This is a genomic window from Pseudomonas sp. 3HC3 (assembly GCF_044904505.1).
In the GTDB taxonomy this organism is placed as follows: Bacteria; Pseudomonadota; Gammaproteobacteria; order Pseudomonadales; family Pseudomonadaceae; genus Aquipseudomonas; species Aquipseudomonas putida_Y.
The window spans coordinates 15,241-38,886 of sequence record NZ_JADDRH010000026.1 but is presented as its reverse complement, the minus strand read 5'-3'; the positions used below and the strand labels follow the sequence as shown (position 1 = coordinate 38,886).

General features: G+C 59.7%; 26 protein-coding genes and 1 pseudogene. 21 read left to right on the top strand and 6 right to left on the bottom strand.

The features are described 5' to 3' along the window. The first annotated feature begins 8 nt into the window (after window positions 1-8). The 14 genes from INQ47_RS23785 to INQ47_RS23720 all read left to right on the top strand — a co-directional run bounded on the left by INQ47_RS23785 (window position 9) and on the right by INQ47_RS23720 (window position 14,001). On the top strand, window positions 9-179 hold the full coding sequence (locus tag INQ47_RS23785) for a hypothetical protein (RefSeq protein ID WP_402798218.1): 171 nt from the start codon (window positions 9-11) through the stop codon (window positions 177-179). 3 nt (window positions 180-182) lie between these two features. Continuing rightward, window positions 183-683 carry an HK97 gp10 family phage protein gene (locus tag INQ47_RS23780; RefSeq protein WP_233692361.1) on the top strand — a complete coding sequence of 167 codons (501 nt, stop codon included), beginning with the start codon at window positions 183-185 and terminating at the stop codon, window positions 681-683. Beyond that, window positions 676-1,062 (top strand): DUF3168 domain-containing protein, encoded by a 387-nt coding sequence (locus INQ47_RS23775; protein WP_404702748.1) that lies wholly within the window; start codon window positions 676-678, stop codon window positions 1,060-1,062. The genes INQ47_RS23780 and INQ47_RS23775 overlap by 8 nt, the downstream gene beginning before the upstream one ends. A gap of 55 nt (window positions 1,063-1,117) precedes the next feature. Then, the gene (locus INQ47_RS23770; RefSeq protein ID WP_404702747.1) at window positions 1,118-1,621 is read left to right on the top strand and encodes a hypothetical protein; all 504 of its coding nucleotides are present in this window, start codon (window positions 1,118-1,120) and stop codon (window positions 1,619-1,621) included. Between the two features lie 40 nt (window positions 1,622-1,661). Further along, window positions 1,662-1,991 (top strand): hypothetical protein, encoded by a 330-nt coding sequence (locus tag INQ47_RS23765; RefSeq protein WP_404702746.1) that lies wholly within the window; start codon window positions 1,662-1,664, stop codon window positions 1,989-1,991. Between the two features lie 291 nt (window positions 1,992-2,282). Next, entirely contained in the window at window positions 2,283-5,675 is a 3,393-nt protein-coding gene (locus INQ47_RS23760; protein ID WP_404702745.1) for a phage tail tape measure protein, read from the top strand. Beyond that, window positions 5,672-6,157, top strand: a complete 486-nt coding sequence (locus INQ47_RS23755; protein WP_129932795.1) for a DUF1833 family protein — start codon at window positions 5,672-5,674, stop codon at window positions 6,155-6,157. The genes INQ47_RS23760 and INQ47_RS23755 overlap by 4 nt, the downstream gene beginning before the upstream one ends. Next, on the top strand, window positions 6,157-6,558 hold the full coding sequence (locus tag INQ47_RS23750) for a hypothetical protein (protein WP_182374921.1): 402 nt from the start codon (window positions 6,157-6,159) through the stop codon (window positions 6,556-6,558). The genes INQ47_RS23755 and INQ47_RS23750 overlap by 1 nt, the downstream gene beginning before the upstream one ends. After that, complete coding sequence (locus tag INQ47_RS23745; protein ID WP_404702744.1) at window positions 6,530-9,634, top strand: host specificity factor TipJ family phage tail protein; 3,105 nt, start codon at window positions 6,530-6,532, stop codon at window positions 9,632-9,634. Before INQ47_RS23750 ends, INQ47_RS23745 begins: the two co-directional genes overlap by 29 nt. Before the next feature lie 2 nt (window positions 9,635-9,636). Beyond that, entirely contained in the window at window positions 9,637-10,119 is a 483-nt protein-coding gene (locus INQ47_RS23740) for a hypothetical protein (RefSeq protein WP_404702743.1), read from the top strand. Window positions 10,120-10,162: 43 nt separating this feature from the next. Next, window positions 10,163-12,112: a sialate O-acetylesterase gene (locus INQ47_RS23735; RefSeq protein WP_404702742.1), complete on the top strand. Its 1,950-nt coding sequence runs from the start codon at window positions 10,163-10,165 to the stop codon at window positions 12,110-12,112. Window positions 12,113-12,125: 13 nt separating this feature from the next. Beyond that, window positions 12,126-12,929, top strand: coding sequence for a hypothetical protein (locus INQ47_RS23730; protein ID WP_404702741.1), 804 nt, complete (start codon window positions 12,126-12,128; stop codon window positions 12,927-12,929). Window positions 12,930-13,024: 95 nt separating this feature from the next. Beyond that, window positions 13,025-13,471, top strand: a complete 447-nt coding sequence (locus tag INQ47_RS23725) for a structural protein P5 (RefSeq protein WP_404702740.1) — start codon at window positions 13,025-13,027, stop codon at window positions 13,469-13,471. Beyond that, window positions 13,468-14,001: a DUF2514 family protein gene (locus INQ47_RS23720; RefSeq protein ID WP_108191451.1), complete on the top strand. Its 534-nt coding sequence runs from the start codon at window positions 13,468-13,470 to the stop codon at window positions 13,999-14,001. The genes INQ47_RS23725 and INQ47_RS23720 overlap by 4 nt, the downstream gene beginning before the upstream one ends. Before the next feature lie 82 nt (window positions 14,002-14,083). On the opposite strand, the gene INQ47_RS23715 is transcribed toward INQ47_RS23720, so the two are convergent. Beyond that, window positions 14,084-15,793: a glycosyltransferase gene (locus INQ47_RS23715; protein WP_404702739.1), complete on the bottom strand. Its 1,710-nt coding sequence runs from the start codon at window positions 15,791-15,793 to the stop codon at window positions 14,084-14,086. Between the two features lie 155 nt (window positions 15,794-15,948). Here INQ47_RS23715 and INQ47_RS23710 point away from each other — a divergent pair, with 155 nt between their 5' ends. Together INQ47_RS23710 and INQ47_RS23705 are read left to right on the top strand one after the other, a co-directional pair. Next, the gene (locus tag INQ47_RS23710) at window positions 15,949-16,242 is read left to right on the top strand and encodes a hypothetical protein (RefSeq protein WP_060495488.1); all 294 of its coding nucleotides are present in this window, start codon (window positions 15,949-15,951) and stop codon (window positions 16,240-16,242) included. Beyond that, complete coding sequence (locus INQ47_RS23705) at window positions 16,239-16,454, top strand: hypothetical protein (protein WP_404702738.1); 216 nt, start codon at window positions 16,239-16,241, stop codon at window positions 16,452-16,454. The genes INQ47_RS23710 and INQ47_RS23705 overlap by 4 nt, the downstream gene beginning before the upstream one ends. A gap of 306 nt (window positions 16,455-16,760) precedes the next feature. Here the strand turns inward: INQ47_RS23705 and INQ47_RS23700 are convergent, their stop codons facing one another. Beyond that, window positions 16,761-17,075 carry a hypothetical protein gene (locus INQ47_RS23700; RefSeq protein ID WP_231114308.1) on the bottom strand — a complete coding sequence of 105 codons (315 nt, stop codon included), beginning with the start codon at window positions 17,073-17,075 and terminating at the stop codon, window positions 16,761-16,763. A 17-nt stretch (window positions 17,076-17,092) separates the two neighbouring features. Between INQ47_RS23700 and INQ47_RS23695 the strand changes: the two are divergent. Both INQ47_RS23695 and INQ47_RS23690 read left to right on the top strand, forming a co-directional pair. After that, window positions 17,093-17,248 (top strand): annotated as a pseudogene (locus tag INQ47_RS23695) (DNA polymerase V subunit UmuC); the annotation flags it as partial. Window positions 17,249-17,401: 153 nt separating this feature from the next. Continuing rightward, complete coding sequence (locus INQ47_RS23690) at window positions 17,402-17,983, top strand: MliC family protein (protein ID WP_252458239.1); 582 nt, start codon at window positions 17,402-17,404, stop codon at window positions 17,981-17,983. A 116-nt stretch (window positions 17,984-18,099) separates the two neighbouring features. Here INQ47_RS23690 and INQ47_RS23685 read toward each other — a convergent pair whose 3' ends face one another. After that, window positions 18,100-18,855, bottom strand: coding sequence for a DUF4239 domain-containing protein (locus tag INQ47_RS23685; protein ID WP_021782109.1), 756 nt, complete (start codon window positions 18,853-18,855; stop codon window positions 18,100-18,102). A gap of 851 nt (window positions 18,856-19,706) precedes the next feature. Further along, window positions 19,707-20,381 (bottom strand): polysaccharide lyase family 7 protein, encoded by a 675-nt coding sequence (locus INQ47_RS23680; RefSeq protein WP_404702737.1) that lies wholly within the window; start codon window positions 20,379-20,381, stop codon window positions 19,707-19,709. A 233-nt stretch (window positions 20,382-20,614) separates the two neighbouring features. Here INQ47_RS23680 and INQ47_RS23675 point away from each other — a divergent pair, with 233 nt between their 5' ends. Further along, window positions 20,615-20,938 carry a DUF1654 domain-containing protein gene (locus INQ47_RS23675; RefSeq protein ID WP_404702736.1) on the top strand — a complete coding sequence of 108 codons (324 nt, stop codon included), beginning with the start codon at window positions 20,615-20,617 and terminating at the stop codon, window positions 20,936-20,938. Window positions 20,939-20,976: 38 nt separating this feature from the next. Here the strand turns inward: INQ47_RS23675 and INQ47_RS23670 are convergent, their stop codons facing one another. After that, window positions 20,977-21,801 carry a helix-turn-helix transcriptional regulator gene (locus tag INQ47_RS23670; protein WP_404702735.1) on the bottom strand — a complete coding sequence of 275 codons (825 nt, stop codon included), beginning with the start codon at window positions 21,799-21,801 and terminating at the stop codon, window positions 20,977-20,979. A gap of 164 nt (window positions 21,802-21,965) precedes the next feature. Here INQ47_RS23670 and INQ47_RS23665 point away from each other — a divergent pair, with 164 nt between their 5' ends. Beyond that, window positions 21,966-22,304: a chemotaxis protein gene (locus INQ47_RS23665; protein ID WP_404702734.1), complete on the top strand. Its 339-nt coding sequence runs from the start codon at window positions 21,966-21,968 to the stop codon at window positions 22,302-22,304. Between the two features lie 66 nt (window positions 22,305-22,370). Here INQ47_RS23665 and INQ47_RS23660 read toward each other — a convergent pair whose 3' ends face one another. Next, window positions 22,371-22,553 carry a hypothetical protein gene (locus INQ47_RS23660; RefSeq protein ID WP_176682410.1) on the bottom strand — a complete coding sequence of 61 codons (183 nt, stop codon included), beginning with the start codon at window positions 22,551-22,553 and terminating at the stop codon, window positions 22,371-22,373. A 235-nt stretch (window positions 22,554-22,788) separates the two neighbouring features. Between INQ47_RS23660 and INQ47_RS23655 the strand changes: the two genes are divergently transcribed. Beyond that, on the top strand, window positions 22,789-23,610 hold the full coding sequence (locus INQ47_RS23655) for a shikimate 5-dehydrogenase (RefSeq protein ID WP_404702733.1): 822 nt from the start codon (window positions 22,789-22,791) through the stop codon (window positions 23,608-23,610). Window positions 23,611-23,646: the final 36 nt, after the last annotated feature.

The following is a 23,646-nucleotide window of genomic DNA, read 5'->3' as shown; positions in this document are numbered from 1 at the left end:
GTGAAAGTATGAAAATTCGAGCGCTGGGCCCGCTAACGGGCGCATCTGGTGAGCGTGAAAAGGGCGAAGAGTTCGTGGTCGAAAAGGCCTATGGCGATGGCCTGATTGCCCGCGGCTATGCCGAAGAGGTTGTCGAAAAGGCCGAGAAGCCCGAGAAGGCCGCCCAGGCCAAGGAGTAAACCATGGCTCGCCGGTCCAGCATCCGTGGTGACATCCGGCTGCGCCGGACGTTGCGCAACATACACAAGACCATGGACAACGAACTCAAGCCGGAGATGGAAAAGGCCGCGAACAGGATCCTGGAGACACAGCGACAGCTGATGCCCAAAGACACCGGGGCGGCAGCTGCAGCGCTGACTGTCTACGTTTCACCGAGCGGCCTGGATGCTCAGATCGGTATCCGGGGTAAGCGCGCCAATGGCAGGTTTTTCTATCTGCGCTTCATCGAGTACGGGACCAAGGGCTACATCGGCGGGAAGCGGGCGGGGGAGCGCAACCGGCGCGTAACCAACAAGAGCGACGGCACCCACTTTTTCGGCAAGTACCCGGACATTCCGGCCAGGCCGGCGCACCCATGGCTGCGCCCGTCGATGCAGGTCAATCGGGAGTATGTGATGGCCGACATTGAGGCTGCTGTGCGCCGCACGCTGCGCAAGGCCAGCCAGGGGGTAGGCAATGGCTGACCCATCGCTGGCCCTGCAGGAAGCGATATTCGCCCGACTACAAGCTGAGGTCAGTTGCCCGATCTACGACGGGGCGGACATCAACACCCCGATGCCCTACGTGTCGATCGACCGGGAAATCTCGGTGAATGCCAGCCCGATCTCTGGGCGCAAGCGCGAGACGCGCCTGATCTACCTGTCAGTCTGGTCTGATGCCGTTGGCCAGGCTGAGGTGAAGCGCATCAACGGCGAGGTTATCGCCGCCCTGGACGAGCGCCGCCTGCCGATGGAAGTAGGGCGTGCCGTATCCGTTCGGGTCGAGCAGGCCGACGCCCAGCGCGATGCCGACGGCATCACTTACCAGGGATCGATCACCGTCCGTGTGATCACCACCCACTGAATCACCCACTGGCCGCGCTGCGGCTTCTATCCAACGTGGCTTTGGAGGATCACCCATGCCCGCAGAAGACAACCTCAATACAGCCGCCGGCTGCCGCCTCTTCATTGGCAGCAAGACGGGGGCGACCACCAAAACCGAGTACGAGGCCGACACCTATGTGCGTGTTGGTGAAATCGAAGACCTCGGCGAGTTCGGCGACACCTACAGCAGCGTGACCTTCACGTCGCTCGAGGATGGCCGGGTGCGCAAGTACAAGGGCACGGCTGATGCCGGCGACATGACCATGACCGTGGGCCTGGATAACGGCGATGCCGGCCAGAACGCCGTCAAGACCGCCCACAAGGATCGCAGCAAGGGCGATTACAACATCAAGGTCACCCTCAACGACGGCGACCCTGATGCATCCCCGGCAATCAGCCCGACCACCTTCTACTACCGCGCGAAGGTGATGAACAACACCGTTGCGGCCGGCGCCGCTGACAACGTGGTGCGCCGCAACATCACCTTTGGCATCAACTCGGAAATCCTCGAGCTGTTGCCGGCCCCTGTCACCCCATAAGCGCCCGGGGCTTCGGCCCCGGCCTCATAGGACCTGATCCATGAACAACACGCTGCACGGTACCGTTACCGTCCACCTGGGTGACGAAGTGTTCACCCTTACCCCAACCCTGAAGGCTGTGCGGGCGATCGAGAGCCGCTTTGGCGGCCTGCGCGGTGCTTCCCAGGCGATCAACTCGCTCAGCGTCGACGGTTGCGCTGCCATCCTTGTGGCCGGTGCCGGCCTCGACGAGAAGACTGCCAAGGCAGTGCCAGAGCAAGTCTGGCAGCACGGCGTTCTCGATGTGTCGACGCAGCTGAACGCCTACTTGGTCGCGCTGTACAACCCGCGCGGAAAAGACCCGGGAAACGACCAAGCCGGGACGGCGTAAGCGTCATCGAAGACGGAAGTTACGTTGACCGGCTGTACTCGATCGCAACGGGCTGGCTTGGCTGGCAACCCGATGTGGCTTGGCGAACGCCGCTACCCGAGTTGTTCATGGCGTTGGATGCCAGGCTGGAGTGGTCGCATATGACCAACCCCTTCGGCAAAGGAAAGGCGCAAGGGGCCAAGCCGAAACCCAGCGCCTCGGCCGTGGCCGACAAGCTGCGCCAGGCGCTGACGGGCCGAAACGCATAGCTCAACACCCGCTCCGGCGGGTTTTTTCGTTCTGGAGAATTACATGGCCGACCAACAGGTCCAGGGGATGCTGGTCCAGATTGAGGCGACCACGGCTCAGCTGCGTCGAGAGTTGGCCAATGCCGATCAGTTGGTCGCTCGGTCATCCCAGGCGATCGATCAGAGTTTGGCGAAGGTCGACTCTGCTTTTGATCGGGCAGGCGCCGCAGCGCAGCAAGCCGGTACTCTCGTTCGTGGTGCTTTCGCGGCCGTGGCCGGAGCCGGCCTGATCGGCGGAATCATTCAACAAGTCGACGCCTACGGTCAGATGTCTGACCGGATGAAGGCTGCAGCCGGTAGTGCTGGCGAGTACCAGCTGGTCCAGGAACACCTGCTGCAAACTGCCCAAGAGACCTATCGGCCTTTGGCTGAAGCCCAAGAGCTTTACATCCGCACTGCGGACGTAATGCGCAGCCTGGGATTCAACACTCAGCAGACGCTCGACATCACCGACAGCTTCAGCTTCCTGCTGGTGACCAACGCCGCCGCTGCCGACAAAGCCGGCTCCGCGCTTGATGCGTACTCGAAAGCGCTGCAGACCGGCAAGGTCGAGGCGGATGGCTGGGTGTCCATTCAGGACGCCATGCCGACCATCGTCACTGCGATTGCCTCCGCAACCGGAAAGAGCGCTGAGGAGATCAGGAAGCTCGGTGTCCAGGGCAAGCTGTCGCTCGATGACATCAACACTGGCCTGCTGCGCACCGTGGAGGTCAACCGCAAGGCTGCGGCCGACATGTCCACCAGCGTGCAGGACGCGATGGTGAACATCAGCAACTCCATTCAGGCATTCCTGGGTGGTATGGAAGAGCAAACCGGCATAGTCGCAGGCTTCGCGAACGTGCTGATTGCGCTGGCGGACAACGTGGACCTGGTGGCCGTGGCCATGGGCGGCGTTGGAGTTGCTGCGCTGACCAACTACGTTGCGAAGACCGGACTTGCCGTGCAGGCCGCGCGGGCTGACCGTGCTGCGCGCATTGCCCAGGCTGAGGCAACACTGCAGGCGGCGATTGCGGATCAACGGAAAGCTCAGACTGCCACCATTCTTGCTGAGCGGGAGGCTATTGCGGCGCGCGGTACCGCAGTTCAGACCCAAATGTCCCTTCAGCTCGCAACGGCGCGGACAAAGGAGGCCGCTGCAACTGCCGCAGTAGCAACAGCTCAGTCTGGGTTGAAGGCAGCTTCGGCCGGTCTCCTTGCTGGCCTGGGCGGACCCATGGGGTTGGCGATTCTCGCCGGCACCGCCGCGGCAAGTTTCCTCCTGCTTCGCGACAATGCGGACAAGGCCGGGGTCAGCCTGGAGGACATGCAAAAGCCCGTATCCCAACTGCGGGAGGAGTTCCAGAAGCTCAACCGGGACCAGCGCGAAGCCGCTCTGGTGAAATGGCAACAGGAGCAGATCAACGCCGCGGACAAGGTCAAGGATGCCTATGGCGATCTTGCCCAGTCCATACGCTCTGCGACAGTAACAGCACCTGTTCGGGACTCGGGTGGTCAGTACAACAAGCAGCTGGCCGACTACCAAGGAATCATCGACCGGCTGAATGAGGCTCGGTCTTCAGGTGCAGACCTTGCCCCAATCCTCAAGGAGGTCGGGGCGCGCTTCCAACTGCCAGCGGCTACGTTGCAGGGTTGGATCACCCAGGCGGGCGCCGTCAGTGATGCTGACCAGCGTTCAGGCCTGATTGCGGAAACCTTGCGCGTCCTCACCGGGGTTACCAAGGAAAACACGGTCGCGACCGAAGCGAACAATGCCGCGAAGACCGGTATGAGCAGCGCTGGCCAGACCTACCTGGAAACTCTGCAGAAGCAGCTTGGCGGCCTGCAAGACAACAACGACGCGATCAAGATCGCAAACCGCTACATCGCAGAGAATGCAGACCTCACCGAGACCGATCGGCAGGCGATTCTGTCGGCAGCCAACGCTATCGAGGCGCAGAAGAAGGCCAACGACAAGGCTAACAAGGCCAAGCGTGAGGGGGAGTCAAAGTCTGAACAGGCTGCCAAGCAGCAGCTGAAAGACTTCGACGCAGCTGAGGAAGGCTACAAGCGCCAGATTGAGCTGATCAACACCACTGGCGACAAGCACAAGGATGCGACTGAGGTCGCCAAGCTTTCCTTCGAGCTCCAAGAGGGGAAGCTAGGCAACCTGTCCAAAGCGCAGCAGAAGCGCCTGCTTGAGCTTGCTGCTGAGCTGGACGTGCTGAACAAGATCAAGAAGGCCAATGAAGATGACCTGAAGCTCAGCGCCTTCCGGTCCGCTCAGCAGAGTGGCACCCGAACTCAGGCTGACGGTTTCGATCAGGAGCTTGCTGGTATCGGCTTGGGCGACAAGGCGCGTGATCGCATGCGCTCTGAGCTTGCCCTGCGGCAGAAGTATGTCGCGGATCTCAAAGCGCTGAACGAGCAGCGTAACACTGGGCAGATCAGTCCAGAGCTGTACGCCGGCGAAACCGAGATCCTGAAGCAGGAGTTAGATAAACAGCTCGAGAACCAGAAGAACTACTACGCAGCGGTAGACGAACAGCAGTCCAACTGGATGAACGGAGTGCGTGAGGCTTGGGCAAATTATGCCGACGAGGCAAGGAACTATTCGGCCCAGGCGGCCGATGCCACCACCAACATCTTGGGAAGTGCCCGAAGCGAACTGAGCACCTTCATGACCGATGTTGCCACTGAGACTGAAAGTGCTGGTGATGCACTGGGCAACATGATCGGTGGCTTTGCTGAGTCGGTGCTCAACGCGCTGGCCGACATGGCCGCGCAGTGGCTCATTTACCAAGGGGTCCAGCTGCTCGTCGGCAAGACTACCCAGGCGAGCGCTGCGGGAATGATGGCAGCGAACGCCCAGGCGACAGCGCTGCAGGCCGGCCTGGCTGCCTTTGCTTCTACTGCAGCAATTCCAATCGTTGGTCCGGCCCTGGCACCAGGTGCAATGGCAACTGCGCTCACCATAGCCAACCCGTTGGCTTCGGCTGTGGGCATGACCGCGATGTCGGGTGTGGGCTTCATGGATGGCGGCTACACAGGACACGGCCGCAAGGATGAGGTCGCCGGTCCGGTGCACCGCGGCGAGTACGTGTTCGATGCTGAGGCTACAGCGCGCATTGGCGTGGGCACGCTGGAAGCCATCAGCGACGGTCGTGCCGCCTTCGTAGGTGGCCCAGGCAGTTCTTCAGCCCCCACTGCTGATTCAGTGGTCTCGGGCGGTCCGGCGCCGGCTCAGCCTGCGCCCCAGGTCAACTTGTATGAGGATGCCAGTCGCGCAGGGCAAGTTCAGATGTCAACGGGTCCGGATGGTCGTCAGATCCTTGATATCTGCGTGGCAAACATCCGGCAAGGCGGCGTGCTGGCCAAGGCTTATGAACAAACCTATGGGGCAAAAAGGGTAGGGCGATGACCGCGATTGCAACGTTGTACGCCTCTGGTGGCAAGGCGTGGATCATTCCGACTCTTGAGCTTCGTTGTCCAGCCTGGCCGGCGCCGATCTACCTCTGTGCAGGTTTCGACGATGTGTTGGCCACTCTCGAGACAGGGGCCAAGGTGAAGTTCACTGCCGCGGCCTTCGATGCAGCGCTGCCCAAGCGCGACGACAGTGGTAGCCAGACGCTGACCTTTGCCATCGACAACGTCACCGGCGTAGCGCAGCAGCTGATCGATCAGGCGCTGGAGGCCCGGCAAAAGATCACCCTGGTGTTCCGGATCTTCTTGTCGTCCGACCTATCAGCACCTGCAGAGAAGCCGTACCGGATGACGGTGCTCAGTGGGTTCATGGAAGGGGCCAGCGTGCAGCTGCAGGCTGGCTACTCCGACTACATCAATTTGGCCTGGCCAAGGCGCAAGTACACCTTGAGTTTCGCCCCCTGCCTTAGGTACGTGTGATGTTTGACAGCTACTTGGCCGCCACCTACGAGGATGGCGGGCGCGGCCCTGCGCGCTTCGATTGCTGGGGGATGGCCAGAGCGGTGCGTCATGAGGTGTACGGCCTGCGACTGCTGCCGAGCTGGGGTTATGTCCGAAACACCATGCCGATGGAGTTCACCCGAGCGGTCAACCACGAAGCCGCTGGCATGGAGCGCTGCGAGCCGGAGGTCGGCGCGATCGCCTGCGTCTGGCGGGGCGATATCTGCATCCACGTTGCGCTGATCGTTGAGGCCGAAGGCCGGCTGCATGGCCTGGAGATGAAGCCCAGCGGGGCGACCATCAAGCCGCTACGGCGATTTCAAGACCAGTACCTGAAAGTGAGTTACCACCGTGATCGAATTCTACCCGAGCAAGCTTGAGGGCTCCCCCCTGGAGCGCCACAGAACCGACAAGGTGATGACGATCGAGGGGTGGCTGCAGCGCAACGTTCCAGGGTATGCGCCGCGATCGGCACCGCCCATCAGCATCGAGGTGAACGGGGTCTTCATTGCGCCTGCCCACTGGGGCAAGGTCGAGTTTTCCCCTATGGACAACGTCCGAATCTACCCGGAGCCCAAGGGCACCGGCCTGGAGGTGGCTGTGTGGGCCGTGGTGGCCGCCGTGGTGGCGGTCGGCGTCATCATGCTCACGCAGAAACCGCTGACCACCCCGACGAACAAGTCGCAAAAGGGACAGAGCCTTAACCTGGCGAAGACCACCGGCAACCAGGTCAAGGTGGGGGACATAATCCGGGAGGTCGCCGGCCGCACGCGAATCTTCCCCGACTTCCTGGTGCCCCCTCGGCATTACTTCGTCAACGAAACGGAGCAGTGGGTGGAGATGCTGCTGTGCGTTGGCGTGGGTGAGTTTGAGATCAACCCGACCGACGTGAAGATCGGCGACACCCCGATCGCATCGCTCGGTAGCACCGCGCGATACCGGATCTACGGCCCAGGCGAGTCGTTGGCTGATGAGCCGGCTCGGATCTGGTGGCACAACTCCACCGAGGTTGGGTCAACCAGCACCGGCGGGGCAGGCCTCACGCTCACGACCACCACCACCGTGGCCCAGCAGTTCACGGGTGAGTCGGTGCTGGTTGCCGACCATGTGCTGACCGTTCCAGAGGGCGCTGGCTGGTTCCCGCTCGGCTGGGACAGCGGAATGATCGCTCGCATCGAGGTGCCGTACCAGTACACATACACCGGTCCGGTTGATGGGAGCGCAACCGTGGTCAGCGGCCCGCATCTGCCCATGCTAAAGCCGTATGTTGGAATGCGTATCGAGATATCGGGCGCCAATGCTGGCGAGTACGTGGTGTCCAGCTATACGCCAGAGGTGCCAGGCACGCCGGCAGTGCCAGGTAGCGCCTCGATGGTAACCGGCAGCGCGGCCCCTACGCGCTTCGACTTCAATGTGACGCCGCTGAGCTTTACGGTTTCTCGGGGAGCCAGCGACTTCCCCGTTGCTCTGACCACTGCCACCACCGACCTCGCCGGCCTGGTGTCTGCAGTGAACGCCGCTTTGGCAGGCACGCCGTTAGTGGCCAGTGCATCGAGCGGGCGCTTGCGGATTGCTGAGCAGGCCGCGCCGTTCACCGGTACCGGCCTGACCATCACCGGTGTAGTCGTCGACATCCTGGGGGCGAGCCCCGTGTTTGCGACGGGCGTGAAGTCTGAGGCGGCAACGGATGGTCAAGATGCCTCGATGACCATGGCGTATGACGGCGGCGCTCCAGCTGTAGGCCTGCAGACCGGTGAACTGCTTTCATCGATCGGTTATCGCGACATGCGTTACCGGATCACGGAAGTTTCTGATGATTCTGTGGAAGATGACAGCGAGACCCCGGAAGACGAGAGCCATGGGCCTTCAGCGATCACAGTCGTCCGCCTGACCGACACCGGTTCTGTTGACGATGAGTGGGATGGGTTCGACGCGATCCAGAGCAATGGCGTAAGCGCCGTGCTGGACGGGTCAACCACTGAAGGCGACTGGGCGGGGTCGTTCGTGGTCTGCCCGGAGGGCGAGACTGTACGCCGGGTGGAGCTGGACTTCTTCTTCCCGAGCGGCCTGATCCGCTACACCGAGAAGAACGGCAACCAGCGTCAGGTCAGCGTGAAGGTCGAGGCGCAATACCGCGATGCCAGCACGGCAGGTGACTGGACCTCCGTTTTCTGGACCTTCACTGCAACCCGCCGAGATCAGATCGCTTTCACCCGAGCGGTAACCTTCCCGACCTACATGCGCGGGGAAATGCGGGTCCGCCGAATCGGTGAAGAGTCTACTGCCAACACCAAGCAGGACCGCGTGCAGTGGTATGGCATGCGCGCCAGAATAGACAAGGCGCCGCTGCGCTATCCCGGCGTGACGGTGATCGCGGTCTATGCCCGGGGCGGTACCAAGCTGTCAGCACAGTCCGAGAGTCAGGTATCAGTGATTGGCACGCGGAAGCTCCCGGTGCTGGTCGATGGCACCTGGTCGGCGCCGACAGCTACCAGGGGCATCGCACCCTGGGTTCACTACGTCGCGGAGGATGCCGGCGCCACTGACGACGATCTGGATATCGAAGAGTTCGTGCGCCACGCCGCTATTTGGCAAAGTCGGGGGGACTACTTCGACTTCGCAGTAGAGGAGGCAGGCACGGTCAAGGACGCCCTGAACGATGCATTGAAGGCCGGGTTTGCGAAGTTCACGCTTGAGCGCGGACGGATCACACCCGTGCGCGATGAGCTGCGCACCCAGATCGGCAAGATGTACACGCCGCAGAACATGACCAGCCCCCTCAAGCGCGCTTTCACACTGCCGGCACCGGATGACTACGACGGCGTGCTTATCAAGTACCGGGACGGGAACACCTGGGCGGAAGAAACGGTGAAGTGCAAGCTGGACGGTGACGCATTCAGCAGGGTCGAGGAAATCACGCTCGATGGCGTCACTGACCGCGATCGTGCCTGGCGGTATGGCATGCGGCAGCGCCGGGCGCAGGTCTACCAGACCAAAAGCTACAGCTGGAGCACCGAGCTCTCGGCGCTCAATAGCGGTTACCTCAGCTATGACGCTGTGGCAGATGACATTCCGGGGTACGCCCAGTCCGCGATAATGGTTGATTGTTCCCATGGAGAGGGGCCGGTAATCGTTGAAAGCAGCGAGCCGTTTACTTGGGAATCCGGGAAGACCCATGTGCTCGCAGTTCGCAGGCCTGATGGTTCTGTCAGTGGGCCATGGGCTGCGGCGCGCCTGGACGACTACAGAGTAATCATCCCGACGATTGATTTCGAACCGGATCTTTCCCTGGAGATTGAGCCCCCGCACTTGCTGTTCGGCGTCTCGAACAGGTGGTGCTACCCGGTCCTCATCACATCCATCGAGCCGGGTGACTACTCGGCGGATATGGAGGCGGTCAACTACGACGCGCGTGTCTACGCGGATGACGACAACTTTGCACCTGAGGATGCTTGAGGATGCTGACCTTTCCGGATGATCTCCCGCTGCCAGTGGGGGATGGGTACGGCTTCAAGCCCGTAAGCCCGATAGTCAGGACGACGATGTCAAGTGGTCGGGCCATGCAGCGTCGGCGGTTCGGCAGCGTTCCTACGCTGCTGCCCGTCAGCTGGTTGCTCTCAACGGCTGAGGCCAAGCTGTTTGAGGGATGGTGCAAGTGGGGCATCGGTTGGGCCGACTGGTTTCTCTGCCCGCTTCGGACGCCGCTGGGGCTGAAGCCGCATCGCGCCAGGTTCACCGACATCTACACCGGTCCCGAGTTTGTGAGCGATGACCTGTGGCGCTACACGGCCACGCTTGAATTGTTCGAATTGCCAATCGTCGACGAAGCGGAGTTCACCTCTCTGCTTGCCGGTATGTCGATCACGGTAATGACTGCTCAACTGCGCTCCCTGCTGGAGCGTTGGTACACCCGATCATGGCCCGGCGCACCGGCCACCTAATTACCTGCCCACTTCGGTGGGCTTTTTTTCGCCTGGAGTAAACATGAGCGGAGCAGAAGATCTCGCGCGCTTGACACAAACGATCGACAAGACCGACGAGCTGCTACTGTCGCCGGAAGTGAAAATGGTGGAGGTTTCGCCTGGGGTATGGCGACCGACCAATGCGATGGTAATGACTAACCTGGCGACCTTGCTTGGTGGGGCAATGCCTTATGTCTCAGTCGCGGCAGGCCTTGCCGGCACTGAGAACGACACCAACTTCAGCGTTCTTTCTAGTGCTGACGACGAGTATGTAAACGTGTACCGCAACACTGCGGGGACCGCGGTGTTCGTGGATACCTACCCGAATGCCAAGAAGGTCAAGCAGGTACAGGACAGCACCCAGTTCGCCGTCGAGACAGCACCGCCCCGCAATATGTCGGAAACTCACCCTTGGGCCCTCACCGACGAACTGCTTCGGGTAATCTTGGGGGTGAGAACCGACGGTGTCGTCGATGCGATCCTCGACCGGCTGCCTGGCCTGTCGCTGGTCGGTGACTTCGCGTGGGCGCTCTGTGACCAGAATGACACCGTGATCCTAGGTATCAAGTGGAGCGGGGAGGTAGTTTTCTATCAGCCGCCGGCCAGTGCGGCCAGTTCCATGGCATGGGTTGAGGGGCCGTCTGGCCAGCGCGACGTATGGGTCTTGGTGAGCGGGGTTCCATACCAGCTGACTTCCAGCGGCGACAACACTGACCCTGATTTGCAGTCTGGTACCGTCAGCTTCCTTCGGCGCTTCAACTCCGTGAGCATTCAATCTATCGACCTGCCTGTCGCTGGGTCGGTAGCGCCCTATGTAAAGAAATTCCTGCACATCCTTTTCAACGGTCAATCCCTGATGCGTGGTATCGGTTCGGGCACGCCGATTACTGTTCAGCCACCAGCGGCTAACCGTCTGTACACCCTGAATGATGGGGTGCAGCTTACTGATGAAACGGGAACCTTGTCCTCGGCTATGGTGGCCCCCTTCAAACCGTTGACTGCCAAGGCTCTGGAGTCGCCCGCGCTGCAGACTGCTGCGAATATCAATCGGATGCGCGGCCTGCCCTCGGATGTCGGCCTGCTCACCAGCGACCACTCCCGCGGCGCCCAGGGCATCACCTCGCTGAACAAGGGCACTACCCCTTACAACAACAGCATCACCGCAGCCACGGCGGCTAAAGCCGAGGCCGATCGCCTGGGCTACGGCTACGAGATTCCGTTTGTTGGCTGGAATCAGGGGCAGCATGACGGCGGCATGGCCGCAGGGGTGTACATCGGTCACCTGCTTCAGCTGCAAACCGACTATGACGCCGACCTGCGAGCAGTGTCCGGGCAGTTGAACACCATCCCGATGCTGCTGACCCAGATGAGCAACTGGACCGCGCCGGCCTACAACCGGTCCTTCAGCAACATCCCGCATGAGCAACTGCAGGCGGCGCTGGAGAACCCCGACAAGTTCGTCATGGCCGGGCCTCAGTACTCCCTGCCGAGCAATACCGACGGTATCCACCTGCCTGCGGCCTCGTATGCACGCGATGGGGTGATGGTTGCCCGGGCAGCACGCGCGATTATCAACAAGCGAATTTGGTTGCCGCTGCATTGCCTGTCGGCCAAGCGCTCCGGGGTAACTGTCGACTTGCGCTTCCACGTCCCGACCGGGCCGCTGGTTATCGACACGGTCAACGTGCTGGACCCTGGCTTCTACGGCCTGCGCTGGATCGACAGCACGTCTAGCGCGACTGTTACCAAGGTCGAGAAGACCGGCTTCGATACGCTTCGGCTCACCTTGAGCAACGAGCCGACCGGTACTGGGCAAATGGTGGGTATCGCCGATATTGGCGTCGCCGGCAGCCGGGCGGGACCGACCACGGGCGCCCGAACCTGCATCCGAGACAGCGCGCCCGATCTCGATGCAACTGGTACCCCTGTCTACAACTGGGCCTGCCACCAACGAATTCAAGTCACCAACTGATGGAGTGCACCTCATGGCTTTGCGAGGTCAACTGATTGTCCTGCCTGGCGTCCAGGCACCTGCAGCACCTGGGGCGGTGAAACTCAACGTTTCCGCTGCTGACCGCATCGCATCGTCGATGCCCTACATCCACCGGGCGATGGCGCCCAAAAGTCTGGTGGCCCTGGCCGAGGGTGGCGTCTCGGGCAATTGCCGGGTTACCGGCGAAAAGCTGCTCCAGAAGGGGTCGTCGCCCTCGGTCCTGCGGCTGAGTACCGTTGGCGGCAAGCCAGCACTGGGGTTTTCTGCCGATGACAGCCTTGGCTCGCTGGCTTTTCAGCCTGGTAGCATGCCGACTTCGTATACTCTGGTCATGCTTGTGGCGATTACCGAGCCAACGAACCGGCTGAATTTCATGATGGGTTATACCGGTGAGACTGCGATTGCCACTGTCCTGCGCTATGACACAACCACTGCGTCTCCTGAGGTAAAGAGGCTCATAGCTTACGGAAGCACCAACAGCGCCCCTTATGCTGAAACGCCGAAACCTGCAGGGACATGGGCGGTAGTTGTCGTGGATTACGACGACACTACCAAGAAGGTCTCTATCGCTGTGAACCAAGTGGACACCTTTGTCGAAAACACCAAGTCAACAGCAAGCGCTGCAGCAGCAGACAGCTACTTGGAGATCGGCTATCACGGAAGCGGCAACAGCCTGCGGACCTCGAAGGTGGGGGACACCTTCGTGTTCAATCGATCGCTCCGCGCCAGTCCGACCAACCTGGCGCAACTTGCGCAACTGGTCGCGGCGCTGAAAACCGAGTACGGCATCGCCTGATCTGCAAGCTGTGAACGTGGCCGCTTTGAGCGGTTTTTTGTGCCTGAAATTCATGTTGCCCGCCATGCGCGGGCTTTATTTCGTCTGGAGAAACCATGTCCACACCGCGCGGCGTTCGCAATAACAACCCGGGCAACATCGATTTCAACCCCCGTAACGCGTGGCAGGGCCAGCTTGGCTTGGAGGTGGGCGTGGCCAGCCCGCGCTTCGCCCGCTTTGACCAGGCCGAGAACGGCATCCGGGCCCTGGCCAAGCTGCTGCTCAACTACCGAGGCAAAGACGGCATGCCCGGCGTGGGTCGCCCTGGTATCGATACCCCGCTGGAGTTCATCAGCCGCTGGGCGCCGGCCAGTGAGAACAACACCTTGGCCTATGCCCAGGCCATCGCGAAGCGCCTCGGCGTAGGCGTTCGCGATTCGATCGACATCTCCAAGCCGCAGGTGCTGCGTGAGGCTGTGGTGGGCATCATCGTCCACGAGAACGGCGGCAACCCATACAAGGTTGAAGTGATCGACGAGGGTGTGCGGCGGGCACTGGCATGAACTGGCTGGCCGCTGTGCCGGCCTGGTGCTGGTGGCTGATCGCGCTGGTAATGGTGGCTGGAGGCCAGGAAATTCGCGTAGGAGCGGAAAAAGCTGCGGCAGCCACCGCCCGCGGCGAAACGGCTACGGCGCGAACCGAACTATCCGACTATCGCCTGCAGGTTGCAGAGCGAGACCGACGCGCCGCCGCCCAGGCCAGAACTGAAGAACAACGCCGCCAAGCAGTGGCGGACGAGGAGGGTGAGCATGCACGCAAGAAACTGGAAGAGGTCACTGGCCGCGCTACTGCTGCTGAGTCTGCTGCTGGCGGGCTGCGTGGGGAGATCGCCCGACTGCGCGCCGGCCACAGAGCCACCTGCGATACCATCGCTACCCAGCAGCGCAAGGCAGGAACCCCTGCCGTCGTGGTGCTCGGGGGATTGCTTGAGGAGTCTGACCGAATGGCGGGAGACCTCGCGGCAGCGCTTGAGCGAAGCCGAATAGCCGGCCTGGCTTGCGAAGCTATGAGCGACGCAATGCGGAAAAATTAAAAGATGGGAGAGGGGGAAGGGGCGACGCTTTGCTGAATGGCCCCTACATTAAGGAGTATGCCGGGGCCATAAGCGTAGTTGGTCAGCCAATCAAGCGGAGCGTGAACGACTTGTGCGGGATAGTTCCCTTGTGGGTCTTCGGCCCCTGGCCGAATTTGATAGCGTAACGTGACGAATCCTCATCAAGTTTCATACTTTTGATTCGGTACACGCCTGGTTCAAGCTTCGAAATCTTGTCGTTGAATTGCTTCGATCTGTCGATCTTGATGATCTCGACATGCCGGGCCGATTGAGAGAGCTCTTCGGTGATGTCGTTAGCCGAAATGAACAACGTGCCCGAACTGCTGGAGTGGGAGTTTTCGATAGACTTGCTCTTCGATCCATGCTTTGGAGCAGCACCTTTTTGCGCCAGTCCGTTGACCAGATCAATCCACTCCTTGCCAATTCGCTTGGAAGAATACTTGGCGGCAGTTGCCAGGGCGCCCTTCGAAAGCCCCTCGAATGCATTGTTGTCTTCGGCGATTTCAAGAATGCGTTCTGCTAGCTCTTTTTCGGACTCCACCAGGTAGCCGTTAGCGTAGTCATCGATGATCTCGATAGGGCCGTAATTCGTGTTGAACGAAATTACCGGCGTGCCCATCGACATCGACTCGATGATGCTCAGGCCGAAACCTTCAGAGAGCGAAGTGGATAAGGTGCAGCGAGCCCGGGAGTAGACGGCATGTGGAGCTCGGGTGTAGCCGTTGAGAGACACGTTGTCTTCAAGATCTAGCTCAGAAATAAGCTCAGAAAGCTCATCGGCCAAAGCACCGCGACCCCAGATCTCCAGCTGGAGTTTTGGGTTTTGCTCTACGACGATCTTGAAGGCGCGAATGGCGCGGTCGAGGCGCTTGCCACCTTCAAGTCGCGAGACGATTGCGAAGACGTTCGGGTCTCTGGAAACGTCTTGCTTAATAGCAAACTCTGTGACCGAGTTAGGAATAACAACGGCGTTGGAACTTTCCCCGAACTGCTGCTCGATGTCCCTTTTTTGGCTTTCGGTAAGCAGTACAAGAGCATCGCAGCTGTTGGCGTTATCAATGATCAGCTGGCTGCGAGGCTTAATCGGGCTGCCAAAGGTGAACGGCTCCATGAAGTGGTTCCCATGGAGGGTCAGAACCTTGGAGATCTTGCCGCCGAGAACATTGGTCACAACGTCGCTCGTTGAAGAGGCGTCGGAGATTATGACCGTGTGCGCGCCGTAGTCGGCAAGCTCTTCGAGCCATGCTGAGCATGCTTCGTCACGTGTTTTGTACTGTTTCGATCTTTCGCTATCAATTACCAATTCGAAAGATACAGAGTTACCTTCGGCGTCCAGGATCTCCCGGGCAAATACATCGCCAAAGCTGTTCATGTATTCGCGACTCTGGAACTCGGTCAGGCCGATGAAACGAGATCTTCGCTTTGGAAGGTTGGATGCAACCTTGACTGAGAGCTGCTCAAGATCGGTGATCTTGGTGCCGGAGCGACGCATTACGGAGGCTTGGCAATAGTAGTAGAAGAAGTTCAGCGCAAGTACTGGCTTTGCCAGCTGCCCGCTGATGCGCAGGGACTGTACAGAACCTTGCAGCCCAAGGTCCCAGTCGATTGAAACGATGCACGACCTGAAGCCGTTATCCGCCAGAATGGCAGATCGGTTGAGCGACACCCGTGTCACCCCTCCGGCAGAGGCAGACAATCGGTTTAGGACAGAAACCACCTGAGTTACAGCCGGTGGAGCAGCCCGTTTTCTTCCCATCAATGCGCCAAGCATCCGTACACATCCTGATCCGTTACAAACCCGGCATTATGCCAGCAACCCTTGCTAACTGCAGCTTTTAGAAATGGCGAACTGATCCGCTGACCGGCAATTGCCCGCGACCGATCCCGCCTATACGATACTGTTTATTCATACAGTATTGGTACCCTATGTACTTCCTCCTCGTTCGCCGCCGCGTGAATGGCGTGGCCATCCCTACGAATCAGCTCGGCAAGATCACGCCCATTCGGGCCGACATCCACATCGGCGACCACCACAGCGAGCCGCTGGGCCGGGTATCGACCCAGGCTTGGGTGTTCAACCCGTCGCCTGGGCCGGACATCATCCCGCGGCTGCACGATGCCAAGGTCAACGGCATGGCCCAGCTCGGCATCAACATCAACGGGGTGGAGGAGATCGACGGCGTGCTCTACGCGCAGTCCTGGTGGTGCAGGGCAGAATGATGGTTGGATTACCACAGGCCTGGGTGGCAGAACTGGACGATCAGGTGGCCCTGATCGCTGATCCTGATGGTCGCGCGGCTGTGCTCAGTGAAATGGCCTATGCCGCTCACCGGAGACAGGAAGTCGATGACGGCGACCTGGTCGACATGCTGGAGATCGTCGAGGCGGCCAGGTTGTGGGCGCTGGATGAATCCGAGAGGGGTTGGGAGTAGGTCGGCAGAGCGCCGGGAGACGGGGCGGAAACCGCTGGATAGGTGTACAGCCGGCTCGTACCAATTTTTGTACCAATGGCTGTGTTTTGGGGTGGGATGCAGCGTGCCGGGGAGGGCTGGAAGGCCCGTAAATACGGGCTTTCCTCACTTTCGAAAACTCACCAAGACGCGAAAAACATCTCTGGAGTATGGCTGAATTGCTGTCGAATGCCTTATGACTAAAGGGCGCAAGGTGAACGATATTTAATCCTGTACCCATTACGTTCTTTTCCAGCTTCGCCAGTTCCGTCCAATCGTTGGCAGAATTCAACCACTTGGCGTAGGTCGAGAGAAGCACCTGCACCGAGCGCCCAAGCTGCCCAGCAATGAACGCTGGATTCGTGGTGACGAGCCAGAAGGCTGGAAGATGAATGGCGACTCCGTCGAGACGCGGCGCTTCTGCTTCGAGCGGTATTGCGCGATCTCTCTGGCCCTTGCCAGTGCGCCAAGAGCCCGGCTGTTCAACATTACGGTGCGGGTGTATTTCGTCTTGGTCCGCTCGACTGCCTGCTTTTCAACCACGATCCGGCAGATGTGAGCCGTCTTTTTCTCGACGTCGACCTCATCCCAGCGCAGCGACATAATCTCGCCTGTGCGCATACCCACCCTGCGACACGCTGCTGATGACCCGATTTGCCTCAGAGGTGGTCGACCGTATCTTCAGGCTCGGTTTTCGGTACAGCAAGGCAGAGGTGCTGCTGATGGACTTGCGGCAACCCGGTGAGTTGGAAGAGGACTTGTTTGCGCTCAAGCAATGAGTGGCTGCATTCGACTTACATCTGCCTTTAAAAAAGGACGGCTAACGGCCAACAGCAGTCATTAGCCGCCGAAAAGCTAGGCCACCGGCCACGCCATTCAGCGCAGAGCTAGACTGAGCCCAGTATTCTGAATCGCTAATGGTGGTTCCCATGAAGCACTGGCTTCCCCTGCTGCTCACCCTGCCTCTGTCGCACACCCAAGCTGCGGTACCTGCCTTCAACTGCACTCAGGTCGAGGCCGGCAGCATCGAACAACAGATCTGCCAGAGCGAGCCGCTCTCGGCACTGGACCGGAAAATGGCCGAGGTCTACACAGCCGCGCAGCAGAAGGCCGGCAATGAACATCCGCCGGTGCTCAAGACCGAGCAACGGGGCTGGATCAAAGGCCGCAACGATTGCTGGAAAAGCGCGGACCAGCCCGCCTGCATCGCCGACAGCTACCGCCTGCGCATCGCCGAACTGCAGGCGCGCTACCGGCTGGTCGAGACCACCGGCCAGGTGTTCTACCAGTGTGACGGCAACCCGGCCAAGGAAGTGGTTGCCCGCTTCTTCCGCACCGAGCCGCCCACGGCCATCGTCGAGTTCGGTGACCGCAGCTCGCTGATGTACCTAGAACAGACCGCAAGCGGCGCGCGCTACCAGGGACAAAATGAGAGTTTATGGGAGCACCATGGCGAGGCCATCGTGGTGTGGGGCTATCAGGAGCCGGAAATGCACTGCACAGCGCGTTGAAAGCCGCCGCTATGACCCATTGCAGAAATTCTCCAGGGGTAGCTATCGGCCAATATCGAACTTTGATGTGGTCCGCCACGAGGACATCATCCAGAACACAGGCGCGCCCTGCTTCCTTAAAGCTGCATTACGGCGAGCGCCCTGCGCAGAGGCTCGTCGGATATCTGGATAGGACCGTGAAATGGTACGTCCATATCCAATACCAGATACACGGAGGCCGCGATAAGCATTGAAGAAACGACGAACATTCCTGTCACCATTGAATTACGTGGCGCTCGGTATCCAAAACTGGCGAAAATGAGCGTCAACCACGCAACCAGCATCCCAATGAGTGGGCCGGGAATTGCCCCCTCTGACTGCTCGACGATCCTCCAGCGTTGCTCGATAAGCGAATGATATTGCTGACGAATATCCTGAAGCATAGTTTCATGGTAGCGGTCCGGCGGCTTTATGGCAGCCAAAGATTTCCCTATGTCATCCAAGTATTTAGCTGCCTCGCTGTTACGATGTTGCAGCGCCTCGTCCCCCCGGTATGGCGTCTCGATAGCGTGCTCAAGATAGGTGACCAGTCGGTTGCGGGTGTCTTGTGCCGATTCGCCATAGCCCCGCAGTGTCCGATCAAATATGATCATGCTGGTTGCATACCCATGAAAGTTAGCGTCAATGGACTCGAAGGTATTTTTGGCAGAATTGATCATCAATCCAAAGACCAGCGATGTCATAACCACAAAAATGTTAGCTACCAGGCGAATCACTGTATTTGTGTCTTCGTCTCTGTGGTGGGATGCCAGCTTTGGGTACCACTGCATCATGAGAAGCGAGGCGGCAACCAAGCACCCAAAAATGGCCACTGCGATCCAGAGAGAATTCATGCATCAAGGCCTCGATCAATCTGACTCAAGTCTTAAAAGATAGACCGTGGCCGACCGCTTTGGGTCGACAGCGGACTGTGGGAGGTGGCTGTAGCTGACGACCCAGGATGGATCTTGGTTGGCTGAACGTCTGGATGGGGGAGTAAAGCTGTCTAAAACCGCCCGAATGCGTCTCGGTCTTATTGGGCCAAAGTCGCTGAAACTGGCTGAACCCTATTAGACAGGCCAGATGCTCAGGCCGCTTGCGGTGCGGTCTGAGGATAGACCCCCACGCTACTGCTGCATTGCCGGGATGTACTGGATGGACGCACAGCCGGCGCGTACCAATTTTTGCACCAATGGCTATGTTTTTGAGTGGGATGCAGTGTAGCGAAAGGTCCCGGTATTGATGTTCTCGCCCGTGTCCGGTGATCTGATATAAAACCTTTCTGGACAGGGTAAGCGCACACTTGATGTAGCTCAGAGCTTCTGAGCATTGAGAGGTGCGTATGACCATAGATAGGGATGGAATGGATTGTGATCAGCAGGCTATCAGGCCGGCTGAAAACAATGGTCCGCCAGGCAGTCAAGACTCGGAAGGTAAAAGGGAGCAGCCCGAGGATCGCGACGATTCCGCACATAATCGGCCCTTTCGAGGCAGGCAGAGACCAGGCCCGCCGGACCCATCGCGGGCATCCAATGCCGAGCGTTATAGTTATCACAAGCGCCCACTGGAGTAACTGCCAGTACAGTGTGTAAAGGCTGGCGGAAGTACTGTTCAGCCCAGCTGATAGAAGCCCAGCCCCGCGCTGGGCTTTTTGCATTCATGCGACGCCATGAGGGCTTGTGCTAGCAGGGCTGGGCATCGACGTTCAGCGGTGGATGAGCAAGAGCTCGCTGATGATGCAGATCGAGCCGTCCTCGGCGGGTGTTGCGTCGGTGTAATCGACCTGGTTGTAGACCCCGCCGTGGAACTCGAACAGGTGTGAAGCCCAGGTGCTGTCGAGCTGCAAATTGCCCGACGAGGCGGTTACCCCGTTGCATTCGGCCGTCACGGTTACCACGCCTTCAGACGTGGTGTGAATGCTGATGTGGAACGTCGCTCCCAGTGGCACCCCCTTCAAAACTGTGGAGTTCACCGGGTCGGTCTGGTTGAAGGTGCGCCGAAACCCGAAGGTGATGTTGCCCTTGTTCCAGAACACCTTTACCGGCGGGCCGTCATCCCCGCGTACGTGCATCTGGGCAATGACCACCTTCTGCGCCGAGTTGACCTTGGTCAGCGTCATGGTCTGGCGATTCCAGTGATCCTGGGCGCTGGCCAGCGTCCAGTCTTGCGTTTCTGTCCATTCGCAGCGTGTCCTGTGGGTGCTTTTGCTCGAAGCACCTTTGGTGGGGGCTGAGAACTGGATCGAGCCATCGCTGAGCACCGTCACGATGCTGGGAAAGCGGGCAATCGCTTCAGCACCGTTTAGCTCCAGAGCAACGGGATTGGTTGAGGAGACGGCTACCGGCGTGGCAATGGTGAGGTTGCTGATATCTACAGCCATGGGGAACTCCTGGCGAAAGGGTTTGAGTGGTAGAGCAGCCGTGCAAATGGCGGTCGAACACAAAATTAGCTCACGGCTAAAATCAAATCAATAGCTTTTGGCTAAATTAATTTCGCTTTGTGGGATGTTACCTACTGGCGAAATTTTTTCGCGGTGGGGCTTTACGCTGTATTTGGCGGTGGGATAAGCTTTCGCTGAGTACTGTACAAATATACAGCTATCAGGATAAGAATATGTCTAGGCACATGCAGTCGGAACCTCAACAGCGCCAGGAAATGACTGGAATAGAGCGGCTTAGCCTGCGGGTATCGTCAATGATCAACCACCCGCTCGCGCAGACGCAGCGTTGGGTAGTGGTGCACCGCCTGGATAACGACGGTGAAGCGGAATGGGAGGAGGTAATGGGCCAGCTGCGGGAGACGCCCGAGTTGCAGCTGACGTTCAATGATGACGCTAGCGTGACGGTGCGATGGGCGCGCGGCAGCGTGGAAGAGCGTGATGATTTTGTCGTCGAGCGCGACTGCGAGGTGCAGGTCGAGGAGGCGGCTCCTTTCTGAACTTCAGCAAAAGCCCGCCGGTCAGAGCGGGCTTCGGTTTATACCAGGTGGGCATTCCACACCAGGAGGACCCTGGCCTGTATGTAGGTCTCTTCCCGACGAATCATGCGGTCTTTGTGCCGCGAGTTGTCGGAGATCATCTCGAAGTGGTCCTCGTCCGCGATCTGTAGCCGCTTGATGTAGATGTGGTCGCCCCAGGAAAAGAAGTAGATGCCATCGCCGACGAATTCGCGGATGCTGACGTCGACGATCAGCGGGTCGCGGTGCCTGATGGTCGGCTCCATCGACTGACCCCAGCCGGTCACCATCTTCAGGTGATGGTGCTCGCTGAACTCTACGCCCAGCTCGCGCAGGTGGCTGGGGCTGACGCGAACGTCCTTGAACATCTCGGGGTAGTCGTGGGGGATCTGGCCGCCGCCCATGGCGGCCCGCACGTCATAGTGGGCAATCCACACTTCGTCACCGACCAGGCCGGGGCGAAGCAGCTCGGCTTTCAGCAGCGTGGCATCTGCAGGCTCTTGCGCAGCTGCCAGCAGCCTTTGCCGGGTTTCTTCAGAAATGCCTTTGCCGCTACGGGCAAGCATCTGCTTGACCAGGTCGGCTGCGGAGAGCCTGTTATCACCTGACTCGACTGCCGCTTGCACGTGTTCGCCTGGCGACAGTGCGTCGAACCAGCCCCGTGGCAAGCCTTCGATGCCCTCGATGCGGCGGGCCACGTCATCGCCCAGGTTTTTCACGGTCTTGTCGGAAAGAATCTGGCTCAGGTGTGCAGGCGCCATCCCCCAGCGCTCTGCGCAGGTGCCCTTTCTCTGGCTGCCGATCAGTTTCACCAGGTTGTGCTTGCGGATTTGGTAAATGTCCATGGGGTGAAGCATGCCAGTGTTTAGCTTGCTGCTAAATGTGCGCACGGCTAAATCTGCCCTTGTAGTAATGTTAGCTGTAGGCTAAATTAAGCGCGCGAACAAGGAAAGCTATCGAGACATTTTTCTCCAGGGCTGATCACACCATCATCTGTAATGAGGCTCTCATGGATCCGACCGACCTCGGCCCGGGCACCGTCACTTGGTTGGGCGGTACGGGGACTGTACTGCTAGGTGCGTTTCTTTGGCTGCGCAAGTGGTTGTCCCGCGATGCAGTCGACCGTGCGATGGACAATGCTGAGATTGCAGTCATTCGCCGTCTGACAGAACTCCTGGATATCGAACGGGACGCCCGAAGGGAGGCGCAGGCAAAAGCTGATCTGCTGACCAAGGAACGAAACGAGCTGGTGATGACCGTGGGCCGGCTGCAAGGCAAGGTCATGGTGCTGACCAATCAGTTGGGCAGTAGCGGTCAAACACGAGGTGGCAACCCTGGCAATTCGTGAACAAAAAAAAGCCCGCCAGTTTGGCGGGCTACAAGGGCGTAGGGAGCAACGCACAACAAATTCGGGTCAGGCAGCCAAGGTGCCTGGTTGCAACTGTTCGGCCAGTGCCCGGGCTGAGGCGAGCGTCGGCATCGGGCCGCTGACGGCTTCGCCGTTGCGAACCAGGTACCAGCACGCCAGCAGGCCCTGCTCACGCAGTGAGGTGGGAACGGCGCTACCGACAACGGACATGATCTGGATAGTGGCCATGGGGACCTCCTGTGAAACATGGCTCCACCATACGCAGCAGCCGGGGCAGTTTGAAATCAACTTCCTCGATAGTGATCATTGCTCCTATCAACCGTTACCACGTTCGGGCCTTGTTACTTTGACTCCGTTCTCTGTCAACCGAGCACAGGGAAACGGTAAAGGTTGTGTAAGGGACGACCAGTGGCTGACTCTGTTACGCTGAATAAACGTTTCAGTCATGACTAAGGAGCCTGTTATGCCGACAACTCCAAGCCGGGACACCGTGCTTTGCATCTCTCTGGCCGGTCGCCCGGGGACCTTCGGCGTGCGCTTTCACAACCACCTGTACCAGCAGCTGGGCCTGGATTTCTATTACAAGGCCATGCGCACCGATGACCTGCCGGCGGCGGTGGCAGGGATCCGCGCTTTGGGTATTCGCGGCTGTGGGGTGTCGATGCCCTACAAGGAAGCCTGCATGGCTTTGGTCGATGAAATCGATCCCTCGGCGGCGGCCATCGAGTCGGTCAATACCCTTGTCAACTGCAATGGCCACCTGAAGGCTTACAACACCGATTACCTGGCCGTGCGCCAATTGCTGGTGCAGCACCAGGTCGATCCGGGCACTGCGTTTGCCCTGCGAGGCAGTGGGGGCATGGCCAAGGCCGTGGCCAGCGCCTTGCGCGATGCCGGCTTTGCCGAAGGCATTATCGTTGCACGCAACGAGCAGGCCGGGCGTCAGTTGGCGGATGTCTGTGGTTATCGCTGGATGCCTGAGCCTGGCGATATCTGCCCGCCGATGCTGGTAAACGTGACGCCGATCGGTATGGCAGGCGGGCAGGAGGCAGATGAGCTGGCGTTTCCCGAGCACGCCATCGCGGCGGCGGAGCGGGTGTTCGATGTGGTGGCGATGCCGGCGCAGACGCCGCTGATTCGCCGGGCTCAGGCGTTGGGCAAGCCGGTGATCACTGGGCTGGAGGTCATAGCGTTGCAGGCGCTGGAACAGTTCGTGTTGTACACCGGGGTAAGGCCGACGCAGGAGCAGGTGGATGCGGCTGTGGCGTACGCGCGCGCTATCTAGTTGCCCCAGCCCCCTTCACGGCTTTAGCTGCGAAGG

What these genes read in the sequence shown, in the direction of transcription:
- INQ47_RS23675 (WP_404702736.1), top strand. Translation starts at nt 20,615, where the DNA reads ATGTCTAGGCACATGCAGTCGGAACCTCAACAGCGCCAGGAAATGACT.
- INQ47_RS23670 (WP_404702735.1), bottom strand. Translation starts at nt 21,801, where the DNA reads ATGGACATTTACCAAATCCGCAAGCACAACCTGGTGAAACTGATCGGC.
- INQ47_RS23785 (WP_402798218.1), top strand. Translation starts at nt 9, where the DNA reads ATGAAAATTCGAGCGCTGGGCCCGCTAACGGGCGCATCTGGTGAGCGT.
- INQ47_RS23740 (WP_404702743.1), top strand. Translation starts at nt 9,637, where the DNA reads ATGCTGACCTTTCCGGATGATCTCCCGCTGCCAGTGGGGGATGGGTAC.
- INQ47_RS23720 (WP_108191451.1), top strand. Translation starts at nt 13,468, where the DNA reads ATGAACTGGCTGGCCGCTGTGCCGGCCTGGTGCTGGTGGCTGATCGCG.
- INQ47_RS23775 (WP_404702748.1), top strand. Translation starts at nt 676, where the DNA reads ATGGCTGACCCATCGCTGGCCCTGCAGGAAGCGATATTCGCCCGACTA.
- INQ47_RS23700 (WP_231114308.1), bottom strand. Translation starts at nt 17,075, where the DNA reads ATGTCGCTGCGCTGGGATGAGGTCGACGTCGAGAAAAAGACGGCTCAC.
- INQ47_RS23765 (WP_404702746.1), top strand. Translation starts at nt 1,662, where the DNA reads ATGAACAACACGCTGCACGGTACCGTTACCGTCCACCTGGGTGACGAA.
- INQ47_RS23725 (WP_404702740.1), top strand. Translation starts at nt 13,025, where the DNA reads ATGTCCACACCGCGCGGCGTTCGCAATAACAACCCGGGCAACATCGAT.
- INQ47_RS23705 (WP_404702738.1), top strand. Translation starts at nt 16,239, where the DNA reads ATGATGGTTGGATTACCACAGGCCTGGGTGGCAGAACTGGACGATCAG.
- INQ47_RS23665 (WP_404702734.1), top strand. Translation starts at nt 21,966, where the DNA reads ATGGATCCGACCGACCTCGGCCCGGGCACCGTCACTTGGTTGGGCGGT.
- INQ47_RS23680 (WP_404702737.1), bottom strand. Translation starts at nt 20,381, where the DNA reads ATGGCTGTAGATATCAGCAACCTCACCATTGCCACGCCGGTAGCCGTC.
- INQ47_RS23760 (WP_404702745.1), top strand. Translation starts at nt 2,283, where the DNA reads ATGGCCGACCAACAGGTCCAGGGGATGCTGGTCCAGATTGAGGCGACC.
- INQ47_RS23770 (WP_404702747.1), top strand. Translation starts at nt 1,118, where the DNA reads ATGCCCGCAGAAGACAACCTCAATACAGCCGCCGGCTGCCGCCTCTTC.
- INQ47_RS23780 (WP_233692361.1), top strand. Translation starts at nt 183, where the DNA reads ATGGCTCGCCGGTCCAGCATCCGTGGTGACATCCGGCTGCGCCGGACG.
- INQ47_RS23690 (WP_252458239.1), top strand. Translation starts at nt 17,402, where the DNA reads ATGAAGCACTGGCTTCCCCTGCTGCTCACCCTGCCTCTGTCGCACACC.
- INQ47_RS23655 (WP_404702733.1), top strand. Translation starts at nt 22,789, where the DNA reads ATGCCGACAACTCCAAGCCGGGACACCGTGCTTTGCATCTCTCTGGCC.
- INQ47_RS23685 (WP_021782109.1), bottom strand. Translation starts at nt 18,855, where the DNA reads ATGAATTCTCTCTGGATCGCAGTGGCCATTTTTGGGTGCTTGGTTGCC.
- INQ47_RS23715 (WP_404702739.1), bottom strand. Translation starts at nt 15,793, where the DNA reads ATGCTTGGCGCATTGATGGGAAGAAAACGGGCTGCTCCACCGGCTGTA.
- INQ47_RS23710 (WP_060495488.1), top strand. Translation starts at nt 15,949, where the DNA reads ATGTACTTCCTCCTCGTTCGCCGCCGCGTGAATGGCGTGGCCATCCCT.
- INQ47_RS23660 (WP_176682410.1), bottom strand. Translation starts at nt 22,553, where the DNA reads ATGGCCACTATCCAGATCATGTCCGTTGTCGGTAGCGCCGTTCCCACC.
- INQ47_RS23750 (WP_182374921.1), top strand. Translation starts at nt 6,157, where the DNA reads ATGTTTGACAGCTACTTGGCCGCCACCTACGAGGATGGCGGGCGCGGC.
- INQ47_RS23730 (WP_404702741.1), top strand. Translation starts at nt 12,126, where the DNA reads ATGGCTTTGCGAGGTCAACTGATTGTCCTGCCTGGCGTCCAGGCACCT.
- INQ47_RS23735 (WP_404702742.1), top strand. Translation starts at nt 10,163, where the DNA reads ATGAGCGGAGCAGAAGATCTCGCGCGCTTGACACAAACGATCGACAAG.
- INQ47_RS23755 (WP_129932795.1), top strand. Translation starts at nt 5,672, where the DNA reads ATGACCGCGATTGCAACGTTGTACGCCTCTGGTGGCAAGGCGTGGATC.